This window comes from Ralstonia sp. RRA (assembly GCF_037023145.1).
Classification (GTDB): Bacteria; Pseudomonadota; Gammaproteobacteria; order Burkholderiales; family Burkholderiaceae; genus Ralstonia.
The window spans coordinates 182,104-201,537 of sequence record NZ_CP146094.1; the positions used below are offsets into that span (position 1 = coordinate 182,104).

Here is a 19,434-nt window from a genome sequence, read left to right on the forward strand (position 1 = left end):
CTATCCTTTAACCAGCACTTGGCCCTTGACCGTCACTTGAAAGAGTGAAGAGTTGATCGACGTTTGCGGTTGGGACACTTGCACGTTGATGGAACCAACCGTTGCATATGCGGGGAATTTGCTCAGCAATTCAAAGTTGCGCACTGGGCCGGACATGCTCCATTGCGCTGCCCGGAAGGTGTTCTGTAGCGCGCTCGGTTCGATACCGTCGGCCCCAAAGAGCGCGAAAGGCGAAAGCACGTACGTCCCAGTGACTGAATACGCCTGGAGGAGCGACCCGAAATTAAGCGTCACCGCGTCAGCCGCAGGCGCGTGGTCGAGAAGCGCACCAATACGCTGAACTTGCCCAACCGGCGAACTGGTCTGAACGTGCGCCAGCTCACCGTCGAATCGATACACGCTTTTCCAGTCATCCGGCACAGCCGCCTGGAACGTCATGTACGTTGCCTGGGGCATCGAGCGTTTGTAGTCGACTGAGCAAGCCATAACTGACGCTGGCGTGAACGTGCACGTGGCTGCGGTCAGATGCCAGCCGCCGATATCCCACGGACGGGACCTAAACCACTGATACCAAGGGCCCAACTCAGGAGCCCCAACGGCCGGATTGGACCTAACCGATGCGATGTTCTCGTCGTAGAGCTTCTGAGGATCCGGCTGCTGCTTTTGCCGATGCTCTTGCCACTTCCTCATACCCATCGGAATGGCAAATTGCACCGTAGCAAAGACCATCACCAACAGGCTGATCCCGACAGCGACCTTTCGAAGTGGAAGCTGCGCCTTCGGCCGATGCATGACGCTCACCGCATCTGCGAATTCAGCGAGCACGCCGATATGCGTGAGGTGAAGCCCCTCGATTCCGCGGACATCACCAACGATGTCAAATGGCTCCGCTCCGACTAACTTTTCCCTGTACTCAGTGACCTTCTGCTCTACGACGTCACCCGGGACATCCACCAGATCGAACTTGTCTCTTGGCTTACCCTTGTAGAGCGCAATAAGGATGAAACTTCCGCTCTTACTCGGACTGTTCAAGACCAGCAGAACGTTCCTCTTGAGACCGGGGATACGTGACAGAATCTTCGCTGCGGCGTACACAGGCACGCTGGAAGCAGCCGCCTCCTTTTCTGTCAAATCGGAAGACGGGAGTAGGCCAACTTGAAGCGCCTCTGCGTCCGTCCAGATCAACGCTGACTTGACCTCACGCGCCTTGCTGACTGCCTTAGCTTCGGGTGTGCCGCCACCTACAAGGCGTTTCCACGCGAGCCCGAACGCAATCTTCTTGCCGTTGACGTCGATAATCATGAGTCGGCATCCTGGACGGCGGCAGACAGAATAATGATTGTCGTTGTGCGCTGAGTGCTGGCCGCCTTCGATCCGCCGGCGATCAAAGGAACATCAGGAGCGAGCCCACGTCGGTCGAACTGATTTTGCTTCTGCTCGAAGCCGGTCAGAATGAGGGTGCCGCCGTTGTTCACGATCGCATCAATCGTGGCTCCTTCACCATTCGTGTTTGGTAGCTGGACTGTCTGCTGGTTTGCTCCCGAACCAGAAGTGAACTTATCAAGGCCCTGAAGCGTGGACTGATCAATGGACACGGTCATGTTGATCGAGCCGCGATTCGTCACACTTGGATAGATCATCAGCTTGAAGCCGACTTGGTCCTGAGCCGTGGTGATACCCGGTACCCCACCTGTACCACCCGCAGTCGCCGTGGCCGGAGTCGTGCCTGAGACGTACGAGTAGGTCTGGCGTACGTTGTAGTACATGCCGTGCCGATTCTGGATCGACAGAGGGATCTCTGTTGTTGTCGAAACGCGCCCAAGCTCCTCTAGTGCTTGAACGATCGCTTGTGTACCTGAGAAGCCGCCGCTGGTAATGTTCAGACCGATTGAACCGGAGTTATTTAGTCCACCACTCTGTCCAATGAGCGAAACAGGCGAAATCGACGAAAGCTGGAACCCTGGAATGTTCTGCAGCGCCTTGGTCATGACCGCATTCCAGTTCACGGCCGCCTGCCCATTGTCCTTGGTAGTAACTTGGATCAGTTGAAGGCGAACCAGCACCATCTTCGACAACACACTTGTCGAAAATTTGACGATTTCGTCCGCCTTGTCGACAGCCTCTTTTGTGTCAGTCAAAGTGATAGAGCCAAGTGCGGGGTCAGCCGAGATTGAGCCCGCGCGCGTCATGATCGTGCCGATCGAGGACTTGACCGATTCAACCTCGCTGATGTTGGTCGCCTCGCTCTTAATAGGAGCGTCCTGACCCTGCGCCTGAGTGTTCAGAGCGTTGGAATTGTTCGACTGCATCGTCGAACCCTTGAACGCGGTGGTGTACGACATGGACCCCGGTTTGACCGGAAGCAGCCAAGTCTTTGTCACCATACGGTAGAAGCGGATAACCCCTTTCTGATCGTCGTAGTTCCAGTTGATGCCGAGTCGAGTCGAAATGAGATCGAGAGTCTTCGACAGAGCCATCTCTCCCGGCTCAAACTGGACGTCCATCGGGGTATCAATAGAGGCGGCTCCAGAGTAGCCCTGAAGCCCACCCAACCCCTCCGTGGCAGTAGGGATCGGGGGAAGAACACCCTTGCCACCGGCAGCAAGGGGAAGTGAACCACCTGCACGCCCCCCTGCCGCCTGGCCCGCGAGAGCCCCCTTAGCATCATCTCCGGCTTGACCTTTGGGCAACAGAGCTGATGCGGGCAAGTAGACGTCCGAGTCGATCTTTACTGGAATGCCTGTCGCCAAGGTGATCCGCTCTGCGGCGACAGGGAGAGTTACGCGGCGCCCTGGAAACATCACTTCCACTTTGACGTTCTTCCGAAGCGCCAACGGCAGGACAACTTCCCTGTTAAGGGCGACGGCCTTACCTGCCAAGAAGGGCGCGTTAACCATTTCATCGCGCTCACGCACCTTCTGGCTGTTGAGAATCTGGTCGAGCAGCTGCTGGCGCCCTTCAACTTGGAGCCGCGTGTTGTCTTCCACCGTACCCTTGGTTTGGCGCTCGAGTGTGGGTGACACGCACCCCGACAGAGTCAGTGCAGCCACCAGCGGCATCACCACAAGGGCCTTCATCTCACGTTTCATTGGTCTACCTTGATTTAGTCGGCATTGGCTAACTGGCCTCCGTCCTGACCATTCCGTCGACTGCCTAACCGGCAGCCGACGAGGCCCTCTTGCACGGCGCCCTACCTCTTCCCATGAAGAAGTAAATCATGGCTAGATTCAATGAACTATCGAGAAACAGTGCCTATCGCGGGCACCTTTCCTACCATCGGCTGCGAACCCCCAACGGGTACGAGGGTAGGCTGTGGGATTCCTGGGCCCAAAGAGAAAGGGCGCCCTTTTCAAGGCGCCCACTCGTGGAAACTACACGCTTTAGGTGTGGCGGAACTACTTCTTGCAGGGAGTAGTGAGCCTGACGACCTGCACCCAATTGTTCGCGTAATAGCACCCATGAACAGCCAAATCGCCGCGTTCGGTCGTATGAAGCGTGGCACGGACGGCATCCACGAATCCCATATTCGTCCACGTGTGCTCGCCGGTGATATTGATATCCCGGTCCACGTCCCACAACGCGTGCCATCCGGCTTCCTTAGCCCATCGATCAATCAGCTTTCGGAAGTTCTCGTCGCTTTCACGAACAATGAAATCTTGCTGAGCTCGCCCGATTGGCGCCACCTTTTCGCTAGTCGGCGCCGCAACGGTCGCCTGTGCAGTTGTCGGGCCAGCTTTTGGTACGAAGGCTTGGTTTTTATGCTCCTGAGCTGCAAAAGCTTGCACAGTGATCGCCAGTGCAGCCATCGCCCCTAGCCGGAGCAAAGTCAGTTTCTTCATTTTGTCGTGGTCTCGGCAGAGGGTTGAAGCACGATGACGTAGCGCTTGTCTGCTACGCGCGTCAATTGCAAGGTCCTGTTGTCCAGTGCGAGTTCCATCTTGTCTCGCATAGGCACAGTGAACGATGTTGGATCCTGCCAATCAACCGTGAGGTCGGTTTTATCCACACGGTCGAAAACATACATCGTCGAAGGCGTGCTACGCAGCTTCACCGCGAGGTTCCCATTCGCCTCGCTAAGCGTTTCGATGCCGGCCTTTCCAGCTACTTGCACGAGACCATTCAAATCCGCAGAGGCATACAGCGACTTCGCCACCTTATCAACGCCGAGGTTGAATGCCCCGGTGCCAGCCCTCGTGATCTCTTCAGCTTTCGCCTCAATGGTTGGAAGCCGATCAATCGGCGGCACAGAGATCTTCGAATCGGCAAGGCCACCAATCCAGTTCAGGCGATAGCCTTCCTTGTCTGCGAACACTGACAGAGTGGACTTCATGGAGATCAAACCACCTCCTACTTTTCCGTCTCCACCACCGTCACCATAGCCAACCAGCTCGGCAAGCCTGCGCGCGCCCTCCTCTCGCGTGATGGCACCCGCCTGCATTTCCGATTTGACGGCGTCCGCCTTGAATGCCAGAGAATCAGGCGAAGCGTAGTCCACAGGCACTTGCGTCACCTTGCTGAAGATCTGAAGCTGCGCATCTAAGCCGCTGGCCCCGCTTGTATCGGCAACAAGTCGGATGATATTTGGAGCGACCCCGTTCTTTACGAGCCACTCCTTCACCGCCGCGGCTCGCTTCTCTGCGAGCGTCTCCATCATGCTGTCATCATCACGGCCCGTGACCACAATACGCCCTGCGCGACGTGCAGATTCAAGAATCTCCGCAGCAGTGGCCTTCTTCGGCACGACCAGAGTCGAGCTCCCGCGCTTGAAGAGAACGTCGAAACGATCTTCTGTCGGGAGCGAGGTTGCCCATGCCGCGTTGTCTCCCGTTACAGGTACCGCGTAACTATTGGCTTGAATTGCTTGCTTAACGTGAATCGGACGCCCTCTTTGCAGTATCGAATACAAAGCATCGGGATCAAGATTCTGTGCCGAGACTGATCCCTCCGCCGGACGCACTGCGAATCGAGAAATCGTGCCGCTCTGATGGATCTTCGCGCCATCATATTCAACGACCGCGGTCTCCTGGCCGCGTTGCAGGACGAATCGGTTGCCTACCATTGGAATGGTGTAGTAGAGCCCTTCCTGCGTTGGCTCGAGCAGTCTTCGCTTACCGCCTTCATCAAGTTCGATGACGGGCGCGAACTTCCCGATCGGGAACTGGAAGTACGTCTTTGCTCCATCATCAAATACTTGGCTCGGACGTACACTCGTTCCGCCCGAGGTTCGGTAAGCAAAGTCGTAATTCTGGTTCGAAGGTGCGGGAAGTGGCGAGGTTGCGCACCCGCTTGCTAGGAGGCCAACTAGGCACGCGATAGCAAGGCGGGACTGCACCATATTCAGAAAGCTGCTTTTCACGTTTGTTACCTATGAAAGGGTGGCAACACCAAATCTTTGCCAAGCACGATGCTGACGGGCGTACCGGGATCAACCGTGATGGTCGGCGGTGCGTTGCTGTAGCGATTCAAGATCTGCTGGGAGGTCTGCGTCAAAATCTGACCAGCGGCATTCATAGGGTTCCCGCTGCCTGCATACACGTTCCCGCTGCCGGCACTTTTCGGGCTTGTCACATAGCCTAAAGCGGCAGGAATGATGGCCGTAGCGAAAATCTGCAAGAAATGGTTGTTGACGTCGCCGGTCAGACCAGTTGCGCCGGAAGAATCCGCGCCCTGTGAATTGGGCGTGTCCACGCAAATTCCGTCGGGCCGGCATATCCGCCCAACACCAACTTCGATCCGCGACTGACCAAGGCGAATGTCCCCATTGTTTCCGCCCGAAATGGTTGAACCTGCAGGAATGAGAATCTGCGTGCCGGTTACTGTGTCGTACACATCGCTGACAACATTCATCTCAAACGGCCCAGAGAGATCACTATTCAGCGCGCGAGTGGTGACAGCCTGGATCAGCGTATTCGCCCGAAGGTAGTACTTCGTGGGCGGGGCATATGCCGTTTGAACGGTATGGTCTGCCGCCTTCGAACTGTAGTCAGTCAACCATTGGGCATTCGCAGCGGCGCCGGCTCCAGGAGCCCCACCATTCTGCATTCCCGGAATGTTCTTCAGAATCGACGACATATCGAACGCGCCAGTGATCTGTTTGCGCTGCGCCTCAGAGAGTTCGGGTGGAGTGAGGCTATTTCCGCCGCTACCTTGGGCTTGGTTCGGCCCTGACGCCGCCCCCTTCACCAGAACCGGAGAGTTGCGAATCATCGCTTCACGGTCGGGATCGGAGACAGAGCGCCCCGGGCGCGAACCGGTTCCAGCCATTCCCGCGGGTAGAGGCGGCAACGCGCCGTTGGGCTGACCGCCGGTAACTGGAGCGTTCGATAGAGGCGTAACAGCTGGAGCAGCACTTGCTACACCGGCATTCGCTGCCTGACGTGCCTGCTGGGCCAGTAGTTCCTCTTGCTTTCTTTTCGCTTCGACTCGATCTGCTTGCTCTCGTGCTTTCGCCAACCGCTCGCGCTCCTCTGCCTCAGCCTTCCCTTTGTCGATTGAGGTCGGATCTCCTGCAGGCCCCAATTGTGCAGGCTGCACAGGCGTAGGCTTGAACTCGGTGTTGCGGGTGCTACCCCCACCAAATTTGATGAACATCGCAACCAGAACGACCGCGCTGAGCAACAGCACAATCTTCCAATGCATGTTCTTCTTAGGAAGCCCGTCGTCGGCCTCGGGGTCAATGATCATCTTCTCGGTCATTGAACGACCCTGTTGTTAGTGATCTCGACCTCTTCCTTGCCGATCTTCAAGAGTAGCTTGTGGACAACCTTTGTGACCTTAAGGTAGCGGCCATCTGGCACAGGTGTCAGCGCCGCATATCGATTGTCAGGAGTCACCCAGAACACTGCAGGCCAGTCCTGCAATTTGGACGGCATCTGCAGCCACGTGAACGTCCCATCGTCGATAACCTGGACTGGGCGGAACGCCGCTCCGCCACTGATTGAGTAGTCGAAGTTGAGTTGGTCTACAGAAATGCCCCTAGCCAAACCTCCGGCCGGCGCTTTGGACTCCGACTGCGGCGCAATTCCGGCCGCACTGACCGGCTGCAGAATAGAGGTCGCTGGATAGCCCCAGGTAACGCGTTGGTACCACTTCCCCACGTCGGCCGATGTCGAGCGCAACATCAGCTGATAGGTGCGTTTGTCCGTTACTACGGTACCCGAAGTCACCATATCGTCGTATTTCGGGCGAACAAAAATGTGCCCAGGTACCCCGGTCTCGCAATCCCAAGAGAATGAGTCCCCGACCGCCATGCCCTTAACCACTTCACCCGGCTCCAGCTCGATGTCGGTCACCGATTTAGGCCGTGTCAGCACTTGGTATGTGTTGTTCGGATCGAATTCAAAGCGAACCAGCCGGGTGTCGCCTGGAAGCGGCGTGGCAATAAGCTCTGCGTGTGCAGCGAAAGGAGCGGACAGAACCACCAGAGCCGCGGCAGTCTTCAGAAGGATCGACATCATCAGAGGTCCTCGACGCGCGCGAAATGCGTGACAAAAATGCCGACGGGATTTGTGGCGATTTCTTCTTCCTTGGTCGGTGGCTGGATCGAGTAATGCACGGTGAGCCGATACTGCTTGGTCGCGAGCACGCCGTCACCGCTGTTCGAAACGGTATTCAGAAAGATGAAGCCGATGTTGTTCTCGCCAGGGTCAACGCTCTTGACGTGCACCACCCGGGTGTACTGCGGATTCCTGGCCAACTTGCCCCACACATCGTCGTCGGTCACAAGCTTATTGAGTTCGGCCAGACAGGTCCCACGACAAAGTGCCAGAGCCGCCTTGAGACCTTTTGTCGTCGTGAACTGGTCAATGGTCAGGACTTGCTCTGCCCAAGAGCGCAGAAAGTACGACCGCATATTGCGGTCCGGAGTGAAGTTCGATGCCGCCACAGCACCACCATTGGCAACGCTTCCGTCACTTTGTTCGCGCACGATGTACGGAACGATCGTCTTGAGAGGCATGAGCCTGTAATGGTTCAGCGACACGAGGACCAAGCCAATTCCCATCACCATAGCGACGATGAACCAACGGGCCGAATTTGCTTGACTGGACCCGATGATTTCGAAGAACTCGCGCTTGGCGCGGTCGTAGGCAGTGATTGGCCCTGCGTTACCCGCCATCAACACATTGACCTCTTTTTCCTTCTTCCTGAACAGCATGCTCCGGCTCCGAGATTTCTCAGCAGGAAGTAAAACACAGCACTGATCCACTCAACCATCGCGAAAGAACGCCTATAAGGGCCACCTTTCGCGCTCGGGGTTCAGGCGCGGAGCAGTTACCTGGGAACCACATGCAGAGGGAATGGGGCATGAAAAAGGGCCGCATGTAAGCGGCCCTAAGAATGCGCGGAGTCTCCAGGACTAGCTACGAACTACCGCCTGGCGCGCATCAACGACATCGTCGACGGTAAGATGCCCTTCCTGGCCATCAAGCATACGGACTGCACACTGATTGACCGCCTCCTGCAAAACCGCATCAATATTCGCGATCGACTCTCCCTCAAGGAGCTGAACAGTTCGCGCGACAAAGCTGTTTTGTGGAGCAATCCCGCGCTTTTGAAGCCAGTCCATCACGAATTTCTCGGTTCCCAAGGCGTCAGGCGCTTCAAAGCGAACTTTTTCGGTAAACCGACCTCCGCGCATTGCAGCCTCGTCGATATCGTCGACGAAGTTGGTTGCGGCAACAAATACGATATCGGGTGTCTTACCTGAAGCACCGTCCATTGTTGTGAGAATCTTGTTTGTCAGCGCCGCAACGTTCGAAAGCTGTCGATTCCGCAGAATGTCATCCGCCTCGTCGAGGAAGACAATCACCGGCCGAATATCCTTGGCCTCTCGAATGAGTTTGTCCCAGGAAACCGGATCGGCAATCAGCGTGCTTCCTGTCGTTTGCAGGAAGGCCCAACCTGTTGCCTTCGCCAAAGCGCGGGCAGCCTCAGTTTTCCCCGTGCCAGGGGGGCCCCAGAAGACGATGCCAGTCGGAGCCTTCCCGCCCAGTTCTTCGATCTGCCCAATCTTCGACATGCGCGTTGCAATGGCCTTCAGGCGCTTACTGGAAGCAACCGGAAGGATGAGGTCTTCGATATTCTTCGTGCTTTCTGGAATCTTCCCCGCACGGCCCTGCAAAGCCCGCATGGCCGCCATCAGATCGTCAAAGCCAAAGCTGGTCCGGTTGCTCTTGCGCTTTTCTTCACGCAGTTGCTCCCCGACAGATTGAATACGCTTGCTCGAATAGCCCACCCAACGCTTCGCAGCTCTCTCAATCGCCGAGCGTTGGATCTCCGCGTACGGGACAAACCGCTTCAGCGAATTCTCCAACAAGGCCAGGCGCGCCGCCTCATCTGGTGCGGGGACTTCAATCTTGTAGTCGAAACGGCCTTCCCGAGCGCCTGCGGGGTCGAGCCTATCCAAGTAGTTAGTCGCCGCAACAACCACGACGCGATGCGCACGAATATCAACCAACAGAGTGAGCAACGTATTGGTCAGCTTACCTTCCTCGCTGCCGCTTTCGGCCATGCCCGCGCGATCAGCAAGCATGCTCTCGACCTCGTCGAGGAATAGCATGCAGGGCGCGTGAGCTTTGGCCTGCGCAAAAGCCTGCACTACACTTTCCGTCGTCTGGTTCTTCCACCGGCTGGCCACGTCACCCGTCCGAAGCTTGATCATCGGAAGGTCGAATTCGCCTGCGAGGCACTCCGCAAACTCAGTCTTTCCATTGCCTGGCTCACCAAACAGCAGAATGCCATTACGGGGATCGTTTCCTTCTTCTCGTGCGCCGAGGATCTCTTCGGTGGCATGGCGGAGCCGGCCCTTAAGTTCCTCCATGCCAACGAGTGAGGAGAGGTCTTTACGGGGCTTCATGACCGGAAGTTGAGGCAGCCGACTTGCACCTTGCTCTTGCGCGGGATTGCTGGCGAGCTCGCGATCGCGGCTCTCGGAAGCCTCCGGAAATCGGATTGCGAGCCATGGATAGAACGCCAGAATAGGAAGAAAACCCGCAAAGCCCCAAAACTCGCTGGTAGGGGCGCCTCCAAATTGGAGCGCAATCCAGCTGAAGGCGAAAGCAGTGATCGCTGCATAACCGGCGGACCGAACACGTATGGCCGCGAGACCAAACATGACGACCACGACCGAAGCGATTCGCCCATAGAGCGCCACGTCTCTTGCTGTCTGGCTCGAGGTGAACAGCTGGTAGGTCTCCCAACCCCAGGCGACAGCTGTCAACACCGTCAGGACACCGCCGGCGATTACCAGGAGGCCAAGAAGAGTGTCGAAGGGGTTCGACCGCGAGTAGTGGTTCATTTTCCACTCTCCCGGTGGCCGGCGACTTGATGGCGAACCGCCTGAGTTCGAACTTGGCCTTCGCCGGAAGCCGGTACCACGTTAAAGGCGGTGTTGTAGTACAAGCCATAGCCGGCAAGTACAAGAAACAGTATGGTTCGGTAGAGCATCGTCATGATCCGGATCTCCTTATTCGCCAATTTACGCGAGTGGAATCCGGAAACAAGCCCTCTCGACAAGCCTGGGGCTACACCAACAGATGGTAGAGGAACGGTGCCGCCTCCAAGCACGTCCACAAGAGGAGCCCCGCCACTCCCGCAAACAGAACCACTGGCTGTTGCACCAAGAGCCTGGCCAGCGTTACCCCCAGGGCCCCAGACATGGAAGCGCGGACCATTGCATGGAGCTCGACTTCACGTGCTTCCCACTCCGCCTCAGTATCAGGGCCGCTTCGAAGTAGTTTAAGCGCGCCCGCGAACGCTTCCCCGAAGCTCGCACGTCTTTGCTTCTGAGAGGGTTCCTTCACTTTTGTGCTCATTTCGAGTTCCTATTATTGAACGGTGGTGCAACGCGGCCACCGTCCAGTCCCATCACGACTTCGACTTATCGCCGCCGTTGCGCGCTTGAGCCATCGTCGCACGCACACCTCCACCCGACGAGCCAGTTCCCCCACTCGTGGAGCCAGAGCTTGTAGCTGACCTCGAGACTCCCCCTCCTGGTCGAACGCGGTTATAGCCTGCAGCCACTCCTCGTCGCGCTGCATTCCCCACGGCGGCACCAGCATTTCTAGCACCCCGACCGGCAAGCGCTGCCGCCTTGCCACCTGCATAGCCCATACCCTTGTGGGGACCATAGTTCTTCAGATTCGAGAGCGAGCTGAATCCGAAACCGACACGCGAGCCTCCTTGCAGAAGGCCCATCGCAATCCCGTTAATCTCTGCCATCAGATACGAGATGATGAAGGCCAGGACAACGAGAACGACGTACAAGATCACGTTCGTTGCAGTTGAACCAGCAGCAATCGAAGTCATCGTAGTCACGAGAATATTCGTGATCTTGATCATGATGGCGCCAACGACTTGCATCATCCCGGCGCCGATCATGAACTTTAACCATCCATCAAAAAGGAAGGTTGTATACGGCATGATCAGCCACGGAACCATCACCGGCGCAACGGCCATACCGATAAAAAGTTTCGCCTGAGAGAGGATGTAATTGGCTGCCCAAATCGCGGATGCACCTGCGATGACCACCGTAGTAATCACCTTCAAAATGACGATCGCCAGGGCCGCAAGCATCGAGCCCAAGTCAAAGTCACCGATCGTGTGGAACAACGATGAGAACCAACCACCACTCCCGTTTGACGTAGAGCTAGACGAGGAAGCCCCCCCATCCGTCCACAAACTTGAGATTGCAGTGAAGAAACCCTTAAACCCGGCCGCCAAGTTTGCGCCGTCGCTATTGAACTGACTGGCGATGGTCGAGAACGTCCGAACCAACGCATTCTGCGAACTCGAGTTGAGGCACATCATGACGATCCCAAGCATGAGGGTATGCATAATGATGGCTGCGAAAACCTCCCCGAGGGTCTCGCCTTTCAGCATCCCCATCACGCCCGTCCAAACAAACATGACGCTGAACAGGGCCCACTCCAATTCCTTGCCATTGGCGGACAGCGTTCCGCTCATGCTGCTGAACGCGGATTGCAGACTACTCTCAAGACTGTTGAGCTGGCTAGTGACCTGGTTGATGAAGCCTGCGTCTGCCGCACCGATGGACACCGACTGACTACCGCCCGACTGAGCGAAAGCGCTCGTCGAGTCTCCCAATAGCACAAAGAGAATCGCCGCCCAAATAAGAGCAGCGACTACGTTCGACTTAAGGATTTGCATCAGCGCTCCAACCGCGTTCCATAAGATATCTGCGACCTCACCAACCCAACACCTGGCTAGCTGATTGATTGAACAGCAACCGCGAGCCGATTTCGAAGCTCGCAACATTGCGGCAAATCAGTGCGCCACACCCCACCAGCCACCGCCAGTTGTTTTTAGGCCATTCACCAGGTTCGACATGTTTGCGTTGTCTGTGCTGATTGTCTTGTCGACCGTCTGCAAGGCATCGCCGTTTCGTTGCTTTGCGATCTGCTTGTTGAGATCCTCTTGCGCTTTGTCGGCACCATTCATAGCCTGAAGCTGCTGCAACATCTGGGCGCCCTGCATGACCATCCGGTTCATTTGGGTGTTCATCAACTGCATCGACTCGTGGGTACCCGCAGTTGCCGGGATCATGGACTGCCACTGCTTGGCCATTTCGTAGTCTTGTTGAATCGACTGAAGCGTGTTGGCCTCGTTCTGAGCCCGAGTTTTTGCCGCTGCCACGCCGTTTTGGACGTCTGTCTTGAGCTTGTCCATGTACTGATCCCAGGTCATGTTGCTCAACTGAGCCGCGGAGAACTGAGTGCTAATCTGATTGGAGATGCCGTTGAGGTTGCCGTACAGGCTTTGCAGGGAGTTGATATACCCGTTGACGTTCGAAAGATTGACGTTCCGGATCTGCTTGATCGTATTGATCGCATTCGCGGGCATCGCTGCGAGCTGCCTCACCTCCATTTCATACTGGCGGATCTGCGTAGCGTAGGACTGCACTTGCTGGATAACAGACTGCACAGTTTGTGCAGCGGTCATCGCGTTCTGAACGTAGTTCGTCGGATCCCAAACGATGTACTGCGCAGAAGCCGTTGCCGATGAGATCAGCATGAACAGTGCGATGGCAAATTTTTTCATGATTGTTTCCCTTGCAAATTATTTTCGGTCAGCGGAGACCATCCACCAACGACTTGGTGTTCTGGCCGTCTTGATGAATTGCATTGTAAAAAACGCTCCTTGATTCAGCGTCCTGCTTTCGCTTCGCCAATTCGTCCATCTGCGCAGCAGATTTCATCGCGCCGTTCTGGTCGACCAACAATCTCATGACTTGGGCGTTCTGCATAACGAGCCGGTTCATCTGTGCATTAAGTAGCTGCACGTCTTCGTTTGTTCCCAAGGTGGCAGGAATCTGCGCTTGCCATTCAGCTGCCATTGCGAAGTCATCCTGAACCGATTTCAAAAGCGCCGCCTCGTTCTGCGCACGGATCTGCGCCGCTTTGACGTTCGCTTTTACTGCATCTTGTTGCGATGCTAAATAGTCCTGCCAACTACGTCCCGAAAGCTGCGCTTCAGTGAACCGCTTGTTCAAGGCATCAGAAACGTTGTTCAAATCCCCCATGACATTCTTCAAGCTGCCGATGTAGTTGTAGACAGACTGCAAGTCAGTCATTGATACCCCGCCCAATGCAGCCAGCTGTCGGGGATCAAGCGATTTCAACTGCTGTACAGCCATCCGGTACTGCTGGATTTGCGTCGCATACTGTTGAGCCTGCGTGACGACCCGCTGCGCGGTCTGGCCAGCCTTGACAATGTTTTGGGCGAAGTTCGACGGATCGAACACAAGCCCGCCTGTGAACACTGGCATCCCGCCGGCAAAGCACGAACCCGAAATAAACGTGGCGATCACTACTGCGATTAGCTTATTCACTTTCCGCGGCCTCCCCGATGCGCACCAATTCTTCGATGAACTGCTCTTGCCAATCTGGCACCAATTTGGCTTTGAACTCCTCGAATTTCTTCTTGGCCAGCTGATCCGAACGCAGGCATGCAAGCATTTCTGGCGGGAACTTGACGTTCACCATCCGAGACATCCCCTCGGGATTGACAAAGTAATACTGAACTTTACGTTTTGCTGTGCGGATCCGTTCGATCTGTTCGGCATTGAGCTGGAACTTATCGCGGTACAAGTCGAGGTGCGCCATCACGCTCGGATTCGGCAAGAAGATCCGGTTCTGAATGTTGTCGATGATCGTCGTGAAGATATCGCTGTCTGCAATTTCCGCCAAAGATTGTGTTGTCATTCCGACAATTGCATTCTTTTTAGCCAAAGTGCGAAGCCAGTTGTCAAAGCGTTCACGAAGCTTTTTATTCTTCAGGAGATACCAAACCTCTTCGAGGTAAATCAACGTCGGTTTAATTGCCGCCGTTGGATCGAGCGTCAGCATTTCATCAATGCAGAAGAATGCATAGTCGATAAACACTGGCGCCAGAATCTCGTCCTCTAGCAGACCGCCCATCTCAACATCAGTGAAGTCAGACAGCCGGAAGTCATCTTCGACACTGTCGAAATGAGGATACGTGCCGCCGTCCTCGAGCCACGGCAGCAATTCCTTGTAGAGCTCACTCGACAGCGGGCGCACAAAGTCAGCGAGTTCAGACAGCCGCCAGTGCTCAGGGGGCTGATCGGCCAACATGTTCAGGGCTTTGTTGAAGGTAAGCTCATCCTCGGTCTTCCACTCATACGACCGCAAGGTAACGATAAGTTGAAGCCACCGCATTAGCCAACCGCGCTTCGTCAAGTCCTTCACCACGCGCAGCGGATTCATCCGTGGTGGCTTCCCAGTACTGGGGTTCATGTCAATGTGTTTGGCGCCCTGCAGGCCAGAGGTCACGTAGCACGAATAGTCCTTGTCAAAGATCAAGACATTGCAAGGGTGGTACTTGAAGAACTGCGAAATGAGGAAGTTCAGCAACGTGGTCTTGCCGGAGCGTGAAGGGCCGACAACGAAGAAGTGAGGCAGATCTCCCTGGTGGAAGTTGTAGTTAAACGGTACGTTATGCTCGGTGGGCAGCAACGCTAGCGCTGGAATAGGCCGTTGTAGCTGGGCCGACAAGTGCGTGTTGCGCCGGTCACCGGTGCGAATGGCACGAAGCTGGGCAAGATCGGCGAGATTGCCGACGTTCACGAAACCCCATCGAACGATGTTTGCCCATTGGCCTGGCAGAGTCGCAGTGAAGGCCGACAACGCGTACATGCGCTCGCGAACAACTTTCGCGCCGACGAGAGTTCGCATTGCGCTGCCAACTGCCGACAGCGTCTCTTCCATCTCCTTTTCGGTGTCACCGTACGACAGAATGGTCATGTTGTAGTGACCAAACTGCCGCTCACGTGCAGTCAAGTCCTCGAGCGCGGATGCAGCGTCGTCCGCGAGCGCGAGCTTCCCCGCATCGACCTTGTCCGATTCGGTCTTGGTCATCTGCTCGATCATGAGGCTCATCCACGGCTTCGAGGAAGCCATGAAGTGATCCTGTGTGTCCTGTATGTACTTCTGCGCTTTTTCCTTTGGCCAAATCTCAAAACACTGGCTGACGGTGATCTCGCCGTCGATCTGCAGGAGCGGGTCCGTTACACCAGGACCGATGACGTTTGGCCAATTCTTTACACTCATGGCGCCGACGTAGCGGACCACGTCACCTTCGAACTCGAGGTGCTTTTTCTTACGGCGAAGCGTCGAATCCGGGAGATACGTATTGAGATAGATAGGCGTATCAGGCATGGCCACACGATGGTGGTCATTCGGCGGGCTAACTCGCCGATGCATGAACGTCAACAACTCGTTGTTCTGCAGCTTCTTGAATCCGAGAGAGCCGACGGTCGTCTCGAATTCTTCGAGGATCTGACGGAAATGGTTCTCATGCGAATCAAACTGCTCGAATGCGAACGATGCATTTTTGCGCGCGGACGTTGCCGCCGTCCCCAGCTTCCAAAGGGCGGGCAAAAGCCCAACCTTGTAGCGGTCCATATGGTTTGACAGCTTGTCGAAGAAGCCGGAAGTGCCGCCGAGATTCCGGTAGATGACGGCGAAGTAGTGCCGGTTCTCGTATTGGCGTTGCCCGAATAAGTGCTGCTTCCAAGTCAGGTCGAGGTATTTACCGATCGGCGTGGGAAAATCGGCGTCGGGATAATGCTCTGTCCGACGACGGTCCATGATCGACCAGACGAGGATGTGCTCGTCAAAGACCTTCAGCGCCCGCTCGAAGTTTTCAACGTAGCCGTCAGTCTCAATTGGAAGGCGCCCCTCAGCATCAATACCCGCGACCTCATAGACGACCATCAACGACCCATCGACGTTGAATACCATGTCAGAGGCATTCAGCCCCATCCACGGAACCATCTCAGAGAAGCTGCGGACCGATTTGAGGTACGAGCCGAGAATCGCCTTAATGCTCAACATAGGATGTCACGCCCAAAGCCGTGCGGCCGCTTGATTTTTGACTTCCGATCGATCCGGACCCATGGGTCGTAGATGTCAGACTGTTTGCTGTACTGCGTGTAGATCTGGTAGATGTTTTCGTCTCGCTTGGTAAGCCAAACGAGGAACAGATGCAGAAGGACGAAGACGGGTAAATACAACCAGATGCGCCATACCCCAAGCATCGCGACAGCGATCGAGATGTGAACGATCGCAAGGCGCCGCTCGACGCCAGCGATCGTTTGAACTCTCATCAGGGAGGGGTGGATTACTGTGGTGCGCGGTTCGTAATCCATAGCGTCCCCCTTCTCTTAGCAGCCGCTGCCTGCAGCGCCACCCGATGTTTGGATCGCGCCCAACCAGGTAGCTGCTTGCAAAGCGATGGAAATGCCAACGATGACCGCCAAGCCGCGGCCGATCCAACCGCTGACCTCCCCCGCAGCCCACAGCAACCCCAGGATCACCACAACAATCCCTGAGATTGCGTAGCCGACGGGGCCGGTCATAAGGTGGAAAAAATCACACAGAATGCCCGTGATCGGAAGCGTCATTACGGCGAGAGCCGGCGTGGAAGAAATCCCTACAGCCGACAGGAGCGCGAACGCTGCCCATTTACGCTGCTTCTGCGAGATCGTGTTGAATACCGACAGTTGGGACATCAAAAGTTTCATATCGATTGCTCCTATAGATCAGTTTGGTTTCGTACTCTTTCGTCTGGCGGTTAAAGCCATCGACACTCACTACTTCAGCGACAATCCGGTCGTCGCCAACCAGAGTCATGAAGACCATCACCTGGAAGGCAGAAGCGATACGCACTTGAATGCCCTCACGGCTATCAGGCGCGTCACTCGCTTGCGCAACCATGTCCTCGAATCGAATCAACCCTTCCCTGCCGTTGTTAGCGTGCAGGGTCACGAGTGGGCCTGGGTGGCCTGTGTTGGCGGACTGCAGCAAATCGTTTGCTTCTGCACCACGTGCCTCGCCGAGGACGATGCGGTTGGGGTTCTGTCGCAGCACACTCTCGAGCAGCCGCTTTGCAGTAATCTTCCGCTGCAGATCGATTTGCAGACGTACGCTGTTCGGCGCTTTGAGTACAAGCTCCGGCACCTGCTCGATGGTGATAATCCGATCCCCTTCGGGGAAACAGCCAAGTAGCGTGTTGGCGAAAGTTGTTTTCCCCGAACCAGTACTTCCGACGACCGCCACTCCGAGTCGCTTGCGAACAACGTCCACGAGGAAATCCGCGATCTCCTTGGGAAGGGCTCCCTGCCTGATCCAGTCATCCATTGACATGACGACCATGTTGTTTCGCCGGAAACAAATGGTCGGGCCGTCGACCGCCACCGGCGGCAACGTAGCCTCAACGCGGAAACCTGGAAGCTTCGTGCTGACGATTGCATCAGCAGACTCTTGGCTAACGGTGAACCCGGAATTTGACGCCAGCAGCGTGATGGCGGCTTCAATCTGGCTCGCACTGATCTTTGCGCCGGTGCTGAATTGGCGGCCACCCTGCTGGACCCACACGTCGTCCGGCCGGTTGATCATGATGTCCGTTACCGATTGATCATCAAACCACTCTTGCAGAGTCGTCAGGCAGTTCCGGACCTTCGCCAAGACACTCTGTTCGCGCCTGCTCTTCGCGTCCCCAATTGGATCGCTCATCACATCCCCCGTGTGCAACAATCTTTGCCAGCTTCGAATCTACTAGTACTTCTCAGGGAGAAATAGCGAGAAACGCAGCCTAAGAGGGGGATGTTTCCGGGGCGAACAGGTTACGAACCGAAGATCCTTTGCGAGTTGGCGAGCATGACTGCAACAGGCAGCGCCATGACAAGCGCCCAAAGGGGCATGAACAACGGGGTCACCGGCAGCGGGGCAACCAGGTACATGACCGGGAAGAAGATGATCCAAAGCAGAGCGTGCGCTGCGAGCGAAAATGCGCTCGGATTCTGATATGCGAATCCCGCCAGCTTCTTTGCACGCGTCATGTAGCCATCAACCACGCAGGCCAAGAGGAACGGAGCTACGTAAGCCAACCAATGCGCGATGATGAACACACGGATCATCATCCCGTAGAGATTGATCACCATAGAGCCGAAGTAAGAATTGGTGAGCGCGGAAAAGTGCTTCAAAGCACCGCTCATCGCATGTGCCTTGCGCACATCGTCTTCTGACAGATGTGTCTTGTTTAGATCTGCGATAAATCCGGTATCCACGAAGGCGGCCTTGTACACAGCTTTCGCCCGGCCAACAATGTGCTCCGTCATGTCGTCGCCGAAGACCGAACGCGTCATTTCAACTTCGCGGGCTACCCGGTCCAATCCCGACTGCACCGACACCAAGGCCGGCACAGACAATAGGACGACCAGGGTTAGCAGGATCCAGAACTTGAGATGCAGTCCCCATTTCATCGCGCGGCTCCAGATCTTGCCTGCTCTAACGTTCCGCCCGGCAGCTCACTTACCCGACCAATATCTTTGGCCGTCATGATCCGGCTACAAAGCAGATATCGATTCCCCAGTCGGGCTTCAGGCTCCGGGGGAGGGATGCGGACAAATCTGATTGTTTCCAGACCAAGGCGGCGGGCCCATGAACCGATGGGTTCTTCAAACGGCGGCCAAGTACGCCTCCGACCGGATGCGTCAAAGCCGACCGCGATGTATTCCATGGCGACGTCGGCCGAAAGAGCGAGCGACTCTAGGAAAGCAACCATTGAATCGGTGCTTCTGCGGGACGTCTCGTACACTTCAAGAAACCGTTGGATTGCGGTCCGTATTGCCTCAACGACCAATGATTCACCGTCGGCACCTGGATAGCTTTCAGACAGAATCTCGCAGAACTTCATGGCCGATTGTTGCAAGGTCGGCCATTGATGGAAGATCGGCCGCGCCGACGCCTTCGTTTCCGTGGAACGGAGGACGTTCGCCAGAATTACGTCCCCTTGCCGGCTGATGCTTGATACGTTGACCTCTCGCGCGCCTCGGGTGCGCTTGCGAAACTCGGTTCCAGCGAGGTCGATTACCTGCGATTCCATAGCTTG

At 56.0% G+C, this 19,434-nt stretch carries 18 protein-coding genes; all 18 read right to left on the reverse strand.

What is annotated here, in order from left to right; translation table 11 throughout:
- Complete coding sequence (gene pilO2 / locus V6657_RS30195; protein WP_048935415.1) at positions 1-1,302, reverse strand: type 4b pilus protein PilO2; 1,302 nt, start codon at positions 1,300-1,302, stop codon at positions 1-3.
- Positions 1,299-3,089 (reverse strand): hypothetical protein, encoded by a 1,791-nt coding sequence (locus V6657_RS30200; RefSeq protein ID WP_048935414.1) that lies wholly within the window; start codon positions 3,087-3,089, stop codon positions 1,299-1,301. Before V6657_RS30200 ends, pilO2 begins: the two co-directional genes overlap by 4 nt.
- A gap of 306 nt (positions 3,090-3,395) precedes the next feature.
- Positions 3,396-3,839 carry a TcpQ domain-containing protein gene (locus tag V6657_RS30205; RefSeq protein WP_048935413.1) on the reverse strand — a complete coding sequence of 148 codons (444 nt, stop codon included), beginning with the start codon at positions 3,837-3,839 and terminating at the stop codon, positions 3,396-3,398.
- On the reverse strand, positions 3,836-5,356 hold the full coding sequence (locus V6657_RS30210) for a TrbG/VirB9 family P-type conjugative transfer protein (RefSeq protein ID WP_048935412.1): 1,521 nt from the start codon (positions 5,354-5,356) through the stop codon (positions 3,836-3,838). Before V6657_RS30210 ends, V6657_RS30205 begins: the two co-directional genes overlap by 4 nt.
- A 5-nt stretch (positions 5,357-5,361) precedes the next feature.
- The gene (locus V6657_RS30215; RefSeq protein WP_048935411.1) at positions 5,362-6,696 is read right to left on the reverse strand and encodes a TrbI/VirB10 family protein; all 1,335 of its coding nucleotides are present in this window, start codon (positions 6,694-6,696) and stop codon (positions 5,362-5,364) included.
- Positions 6,693-7,457, reverse strand: coding sequence for a TrbG/VirB9 family P-type conjugative transfer protein (locus V6657_RS30220; protein WP_048935410.1), 765 nt, complete (start codon positions 7,455-7,457; stop codon positions 6,693-6,695). Before V6657_RS30220 ends, V6657_RS30215 begins: the two co-directional genes overlap by 4 nt.
- Positions 7,457-8,155 carry a type IV secretion system protein gene (locus V6657_RS30225; protein ID WP_048935409.1) on the reverse strand — a complete coding sequence of 233 codons (699 nt, stop codon included), beginning with the start codon at positions 8,153-8,155 and terminating at the stop codon, positions 7,457-7,459. Before V6657_RS30225 ends, V6657_RS30220 begins: the two co-directional genes overlap by 1 nt.
- Positions 8,156-8,356: 201 nt before the next feature.
- Positions 8,357-10,297, reverse strand: coding sequence for an ATP-binding protein (locus V6657_RS30230; protein ID WP_024979431.1), 1,941 nt, complete (start codon positions 10,295-10,297; stop codon positions 8,357-8,359).
- Positions 10,294-10,452, reverse strand: coding sequence for a hypothetical protein (locus V6657_RS30235; RefSeq protein WP_182557894.1), 159 nt, complete (start codon positions 10,450-10,452; stop codon positions 10,294-10,296). The genes V6657_RS30230 and V6657_RS30235 overlap by 4 nt, the downstream gene beginning before the upstream one ends.
- Before the next feature lie 414 nt (positions 10,453-10,866).
- A complete protein-coding gene (locus V6657_RS30240; RefSeq protein ID WP_024979429.1) occupies positions 10,867-12,168 on the reverse strand; it encodes a type IV secretion system protein in 1,302 nt (433 codons plus the stop codon).
- Between the two features lie 117 nt (positions 12,169-12,285).
- Positions 12,286-13,059 carry a conjugal transfer protein gene (locus V6657_RS30245; protein WP_024979428.1) on the reverse strand — a complete coding sequence of 258 codons (774 nt, stop codon included), beginning with the start codon at positions 13,057-13,059 and terminating at the stop codon, positions 12,286-12,288.
- Between the two features lie 28 nt (positions 13,060-13,087).
- Positions 13,088-13,849 (reverse strand): conjugal transfer protein, encoded by a 762-nt coding sequence (locus tag V6657_RS30250; RefSeq protein ID WP_024979427.1) that lies wholly within the window; start codon positions 13,847-13,849, stop codon positions 13,088-13,090.
- Entirely contained in the window at positions 13,842-16,376 is a 2,535-nt protein-coding gene (locus V6657_RS30255) for a VirB4 family type IV secretion system protein (RefSeq protein WP_024979426.1), read from the reverse strand. Before V6657_RS30255 ends, V6657_RS30250 begins: the two co-directional genes overlap by 8 nt.
- The gene (locus V6657_RS30260) at positions 16,370-16,690 is read right to left on the reverse strand and encodes a VirB3 family type IV secretion system protein (RefSeq protein WP_024979425.1); all 321 of its coding nucleotides are present in this window, start codon (positions 16,688-16,690) and stop codon (positions 16,370-16,372) included. Before V6657_RS30260 ends, V6657_RS30255 begins: the two co-directional genes overlap by 7 nt.
- Positions 16,691-16,705: 15 nt before the next feature.
- Positions 16,706-17,065 carry a TrbC/VirB2 family protein gene (locus V6657_RS30265; RefSeq protein WP_024979424.1) on the reverse strand — a complete coding sequence of 120 codons (360 nt, stop codon included), beginning with the start codon at positions 17,063-17,065 and terminating at the stop codon, positions 16,706-16,708.
- Positions 17,007-18,056 (reverse strand): ATPase, T2SS/T4P/T4SS family, encoded by a 1,050-nt coding sequence (locus V6657_RS30270; RefSeq protein ID WP_024979423.1) that lies wholly within the window; start codon positions 18,054-18,056, stop codon positions 17,007-17,009. The genes V6657_RS30265 and V6657_RS30270 overlap by 59 nt, the downstream gene beginning before the upstream one ends.
- Positions 18,057-18,166: 110 nt before the next feature.
- Positions 18,167-18,805, reverse strand: a complete 639-nt coding sequence (locus V6657_RS30275; RefSeq protein WP_024979422.1) for a DUF4400 domain-containing protein — start codon at positions 18,803-18,805, stop codon at positions 18,167-18,169.
- Entirely contained in the window at positions 18,802-19,428 is a 627-nt protein-coding gene (locus V6657_RS30280) for a hypothetical protein (RefSeq protein ID WP_024979421.1), read from the reverse strand. Before V6657_RS30280 ends, V6657_RS30275 begins: the two co-directional genes overlap by 4 nt.
- Positions 19,429-19,434: the final 6 nt, after the last annotated feature.